7 protein-coding genes and 1 pseudogene are annotated in these 5,638 nt (G+C 37.5%); all 8 read left to right on the forward strand.

Translation table 11 applies throughout. The features are described from left to right. On the forward strand, window positions 1-189 hold a 189-nt coding region (locus tag F6K13_RS15630), incomplete at its 5' end, for a hypothetical protein (protein ID WP_287287805.1). Between the two features lie 1,199 nt (window positions 190-1,388). After that, window positions 1,389-2,495: an RNA-guided endonuclease TnpB family protein gene (locus tag F6K13_RS15635; protein WP_124146872.1), complete on the forward strand. Its 1,107-nt coding sequence runs from the start codon at window positions 1,389-1,391 to the stop codon at window positions 2,493-2,495. A 226-nt stretch (window positions 2,496-2,721) separates the two neighbouring features. Next, a pseudogene (locus F6K13_RS15640) lies at window positions 2,722-2,892 on the forward strand (element excision factor XisH family protein); the annotation flags it as partial. After that, a complete protein-coding gene (locus F6K13_RS15645; RefSeq protein WP_240039140.1) occupies window positions 2,892-3,053 on the forward strand; it encodes an element excision factor XisI family protein in 162 nt (53 codons plus the stop codon). The pseudogene F6K13_RS15640 and the gene F6K13_RS15645, both read left to right, overlap by 1 nt. Window positions 3,054-3,422: 369 nt before the next feature. After that, window positions 3,423-4,037, forward strand: coding sequence for a tetratricopeptide repeat protein (locus tag F6K13_RS15650; protein WP_240039139.1), 615 nt, complete (start codon window positions 3,423-3,425; stop codon window positions 4,035-4,037). Between the two features lie 83 nt (window positions 4,038-4,120). Further along, a complete protein-coding gene (locus tag F6K13_RS15655) occupies window positions 4,121-5,065 on the forward strand; it encodes a CHAT domain-containing protein (RefSeq protein WP_240039138.1) in 945 nt (314 codons plus the stop codon). Beyond that, the gene (locus F6K13_RS15660; RefSeq protein WP_124146870.1) at window positions 5,058-5,240 is read left to right on the forward strand and encodes a hypothetical protein; all 183 of its coding nucleotides are present in this window, start codon (window positions 5,058-5,060) and stop codon (window positions 5,238-5,240) included. The genes F6K13_RS15655 and F6K13_RS15660 overlap by 8 nt, the downstream gene beginning before the upstream one ends. A 46-nt stretch (window positions 5,241-5,286) precedes the next feature. Further along, a complete protein-coding gene (locus F6K13_RS15665) occupies window positions 5,287-5,526 on the forward strand; it encodes a hypothetical protein (protein WP_124146869.1) in 240 nt (79 codons plus the stop codon). Window positions 5,527-5,638 lie beyond the last annotated feature (112 nt).

A 5,638-nucleotide genomic window follows, 5' to 3' on the forward strand; every position in this document is an offset into this window, starting at 1 on the left:
TCAACCTTCATACCCAGTCCTTGTTTGCCAACAGTTATCAGCACAGCTATAAACGTTTCTAAAGTTTCCAGAGGATACTTAGGAGTAGCTCAAGCTTTCTGGCAGTGTTCTGGTAAAACTCAGAATGTAAATGCTCTGTCTATTCCGCAAGTTGGTTCTCAACTAGAACAAGCTTACGCATCTGTTTAACACATATTATTGCAACATTATATTTAATAGGTACTACCTTACATGATTTTATCATTGCAAGGTAGTACTTGTCATTTGAAAAATCGGTGTTGATAAATTATAGCGCTGTGCGCAGGCAACAGTCAACAGGCAACAGCTATTCTGGAGGAATAAATTGCCGATAATATAGACTTTTAGCTATTTAGCCCCTCCTGCAATTTGTAAATATACCAACGCTCATTGCTATACAAGATGAAAATTGTAGGGGCAATCCCCCAATGATTAACCGGGATAGGTTATATCATGTTCCCCCTCCGGGGGAGCTACGCTAACGGTTGAATACTTATAAATGACTGTTGTGAGTCCTCAGGAGTCAGGAGGAAATATTGGAGAAAAAGAACAAATATTGGTATTGGGGGTATTGATAATTTAAGTATTTGTTTGGTACTGTCGATACCCGGAGTCCTTAAATTTTATTATAACTGACCCGTCCGAACATGATATTACAGAGCGCTACCCCAAATATAAATCATACCTTCATTTACCAACTCCTTATATTGGCATTGGTGAAAAGAGGTATGATATAATGTCCCGATAAGAGCGCGATAGAACTCCGTTACCTTTACGCCACCAAAAAACTTTCTCCTTCTACTCGGGGTTTCTGGTTCTTTCTACCCTCCTGACTCAGTCCGACTGAGTTACCCTCCTGGGAGGGGCGCGCGGGTGGGTTGGGTTAGGGGTAGGTTGAGTCCTAAAGAATTAAGATGAATATCATACACGCGCTTTACCAACGCCGAAAAATCTATGGGATTGATAAATTAGAACAATCTATGACAAAGTATAGCAGAAGGAAGAAGAAAGAAAGAAAAAGAAAGAAGGTTTTAGTTATCTAGGAGAGAAGGAAAAATCTGGCGTTGTCTGAGTTTTAAGCTTTTGATATGTCCATGACCGCGTGCTTCGACTGCTATAGATAGTAGTTCTCAGTAGTTCTCAAATTTGGTGAGATACAAAAGTTTTGAATTTTAGGGGACAGGCAACAAGCAACAGAGAAACACTATAAGTTTTTGCAATAACCCAATTAACATACCCTAATGAACTAAAAACTTATCGGGCAATTTTGGGAGAGTTTTGACCTAGTTGACAATTTACGTTATAACGTAGTATAACTTGATAGTTCTTTACAGACGTGAAAAAATACAGTTTAAAAAAGGGCTAGAAATATGTACAAGTCAATTCGTACAAAGCTCAAACTAAATAACAAGCAGAAAACCCTGTTGGCTCAACACGCAGGTTATACCAGATGGTGTTATAACTGGGGTTTAAGCTTGTGGAATGCCGCTTATAAAAATGGTTATAAACCCAATGTTCGTATAATTAGAGAAGTTTTTACCAATCACACAAAACCTCTTTATCCTTGGATGAAAAACTTGTCCTCCCGGGTCTATCAATATGCTTTTCCTACGGAATGCTGCGCAAACATAAACTTAGGTGAAGCATTTAAGAGGTTTTTTCAAGGGTTGGGTAAATATCCAAGATTTAAGAGAAAAGGTAGGTCTGACTCTTTCACAATAGATAATTGCGGAAAACCAATAGAATTAAATGGATGGAGTCACAAATTACCTTTTATTGGTATTGTCAAAACTTACGAACCCATTGAAGCAACAACCAAAAAAATCACCATTAGTAGACAAGCAGGTGATTGGTATCTAAGCTGTAGCTATGAATTTAATTTTCACACTACATCCCAAAAAATTGATGTAGTAGGTGTAGATTTAGGTGTGAAAACCTTAGCTACATTAAGTGATGGGAAAGTATTTGAGAGTGTGAGAGCATATCAGAAATTTGAAGCTAAGTTGTCTAGGCTGCAATACCTAAATCGTCATAAAGAAGTAGGCTCTGCCAACTGGAAAAAAGCACAACAGAAGATAGCCAGATCGCATAGAAAAGTAGCAAACATCCGTCAAGACGCACTTCATAAACTGACAACATACTTAGCCAAAAACCACGGCAGTGTAGTCATAGAAGATTTGAATGTCAGGGGTATGTTAGCTAACCATAGGCTGGCGAAATCAATAGCCGACCAAGGATTTTATGAGTTTAGGAGACAGCTTGGGTACAAGTGTGAATGGTACGGTTCTGAGCTAGTAGTAGTTGACAGGTTTTTCCCATCATCAAAAACTTGTTCCAACTGTGGTCATGTCCAAGATATGCCCTTGCATCTGAGAACTTATGATTGCCCAGATTGTGGGTTGTCAATAGATAGAGATTTAAACGCCAGTATAAATTTAAGAAATGCGGTCGGCTCGACCGTGAATGCCTGCGCATGAATGCCTGTGGATGAGTAACCGCCGACGGCCTCAGTAGAAGCAGGAAGTAAACATCAAGTTGTTACGTTATGTGACGCTTTGTATCAGTTTTATGGAGCAGAAACAAGCTTTAGGAATTTCTCCTGGTTAAGGGTTAGATGAGTTAGAACAACAATTAACAAATTTTTTCTGACCACAGATTTTTTTATGAACCACAATATGAGAAACTTCAACAGTTAATGAAAGGGAAATTTATCTAGCTATTAGTAGCTTTACTTATAATAATATATTTAGTGAATCTATCGGCAAATTAGTAATTAATAATTTGCATAAGAAATTGTTGGTTGTAGATTTAGAAAAAGTCGAGGTTTTACAATTGATACCCCAAAGACCTATAGAGAAATCGTCAAACAAGTAATTAGGAAATATGCTAAATTACGTCCTTCTCATGGAAATATTAGATTGGATACTGTTTTTGATGAACAGAGCGATCGCTATGCTCTGATGCAAGTGGGATGGAACAGAGGTAAGCGAGTTAGAGAAAATATTATCTATATTATATCATGTCCGGATAATTAGTGATAAGAAAACTCTCTCCTTCAACTCCAGTTCTTCTTCTTCCTTCTTCTTTCTTCCCTCCTGACTCGGTCCTTCCCCTCCCAGGAGGGGAGGGGCGAGGGGTGGGTTGACTCCTGAGGACTCCGTAGTTATTTATTTATCACTGTTTAACCGGACATGATATAACTCAAGCATTTAGTTTTGATCGCCATTTTCGTCAATTTGGTTCCTTCACTATTGTGCCATAAAATAAGCGACTTAATCCAGAGTTCAATATTGAGTTTACGCAAACTCAGTTTCTCGTAGGACATTTATGGGAGCTGATAACTGATAACTGATGACTGATAACTGAAATTGCATATCTTCCTTGAAACTAGAAATATAATAGTATTGAAAATTTCTAGTTGTGAGGCAAGGGTTAAATCTATGGTTTCTCCCAAGAGGTGGTTGTCTATTCTCAGTGTGAATAGTCTGATGTTATTTAATGTCAGTTTGCCTGTATTAATGTTGCCCAATATTGTCAATGGGGGAGAAGTTATTGCTCAGACAGACCCCAATGCAGAGGCAGAAAAATTATTTAAGCAGGGACATGAACTATTTAAGCAAGGTACAGCAGAATCTTTGAGGGGAGCGATCGCTAAATGGGAAGAGGCACTATTACTATTTAGGAAAACGGGCAACCTGAAAAGAGAAGCAAGCACACTCCTTTGCATCGGTTTTGTCTATCATAGCTTAGGAGAAAAACAAAAAGCACTCACTTTCTACAATCAAGCTTTACCTCTATATGAGCAAGTAGGGGATAAAGGAGGGGAAGCTGCGACTCTCCATAATATTGGCGGTGTCTACAATAGCTTAGGAGAAAAACAAAAAGCACTCACTTTCTACAATCAAGCTTTACCTCTATATGAGCAAGTAGGGGATAAAGGAGGGGAAGCTGCCACTCTCCATAATATTGGCGGTGTCTACAATAGCGCAGTTATGAATTACCTCCAAGAACGGAAATAGAAGAATTAGCTAAACAATTTAGAGAAGAAATAACCTCTCTTTCCCCAGTACCAGAAACTGGAACTAAATTAAGTGAAATATTATTGTCGCCTGTAGCAAATAAATTAGAAAATAAACGACTACTAATAGTAGGAGATGGAATATTACAGACCATTCCTTTTGCAGCTTTACCACTGCCACAAAATCTCAATCAAACCAACTATCAACCCCTAATTGTCAACCATGAAATTGTCACCTTACCTTCAGCTTCAAGCATTGATATTCTCAGAGAACAAGTCAAAGGCAGAACCCCTGCACCGAAAAAAGTAGCCGTTTTTGCTGACCCAGTATTTGCAGATAATGACCCCCGGTTTCAAACAGCTTCTCAAACAAAAAAAGAAACCGAAACTAATAATTTAACCGCAATGGCATTAACCCGTTCTCTAGAAGATTTTCTCGGTTTATCATTCTCTCGCTTAGAAGGAACCCGTCAAGAAGCAGAAGCAATATTAGCATTAGTTCCTGATAATTTAGAACAACTATCTTTAGACTTCGATGCCAATCGAGAAAGCGCAATAAATCCCAACTTATCCCAATATCAAATAGTACATTTAGCTACCCACAGATTATTAAATGAAACTCAACCAGAATTATCAGGATTAGTGCTTTCTTTGTATGATAAAACTGGCAAAGGAAAACCAGGATTTTTACAATTAAACGATATATTTAATTTAGAAATGCCAGCGGAATTAGTGGTATTAAGTGCTTGTGAAACGGGAGTTGGGGAAGAAATAAGAGGGGAAGGATTAGTCAGTTTAACCAGAGGATTTATGTATGCGGGAGCTAAACGAGTAGTAGTAAGTTTATGGAGTGTGGCAGATAATTCGACTGCTGAATTAATGGAAAATTATTATCAGAAAATATTAGAAACAGGTAAAAATCCTGTGGAGTCAATGAGAGAAACTCAATTAGAAATGTTGAGTTCAGATAATTGGAAAGCACCCTATTACTGGGCAGCATTTGTTGTGCAGGGTGAGTGGAATGAGTAGAAGTCAGAAGTTTAATAGGGGAGCCGTCGGATTGGCGACGTACAGAAGTCAGAAGTTAAAAGATGTAGGTTGGGTTGACGGAGGAAACCCAAAAAATTGCTTGAATAAACAACAACACCTAACAAAAATAGGTATCTGTTGGGTTGCGCGATCGCTTAACCCAACCTACTTTTAAATTTTGATGTTAGAATATTTATAATAATCACTAAATAATTTAGCTAATGTCAATGAAAGCAATAGAAATTAACGGCAAAATTGATAAAAATGGCAATCTAATTTTAGAACATCCTCTAGAAATAAATACTCCTACAAATGTGCGAGTTATTATTCTTATGCCAGAAGATTCTGAAACTCAAGAAATACAAGCTAATCAAACTAACAAAGCTAATTTTGAAAAAGCTATGGCTATTTATAAAAAAGGAAGTGAAAAATATAAAAATGCGTTACGAGAATTAGCATAATGAAAGAACCTATTTGGATAGATGAAATTATTGCTAAAGCTATTCATGCAGACCAAATTATTCAACATGGAGGAAGTCCAGGAATTAGAGATGAAAATTTACTTTCTGCTAA

Origin of the sequence: Okeania sp. SIO2B9 (assembly GCF_010672505.1) — a bacterium.
Lineage (GTDB): Bacteria > Cyanobacteriota > Cyanobacteriia > Cyanobacteriales > Microcoleaceae > Okeania > Okeania hirsuta.

What these genes read in the sequence shown, in the direction of transcription:
- F6K13_RS15635 (WP_124146872.1), top strand. Translation starts at nt 1,389, where the DNA reads ATGTACAAGTCAATTCGTACAAAGCTCAAACTAAATAACAAGCAGAAA.
- F6K13_RS15660 (WP_124146870.1), top strand. Translation starts at nt 5,058, where the DNA reads ATGAGTAGAAGTCAGAAGTTTAATAGGGGAGCCGTCGGATTGGCGACG.
- F6K13_RS15665 (WP_124146869.1), top strand. Translation starts at nt 5,287, where the DNA reads ATGTCAATGAAAGCAATAGAAATTAACGGCAAAATTGATAAAAATGGC.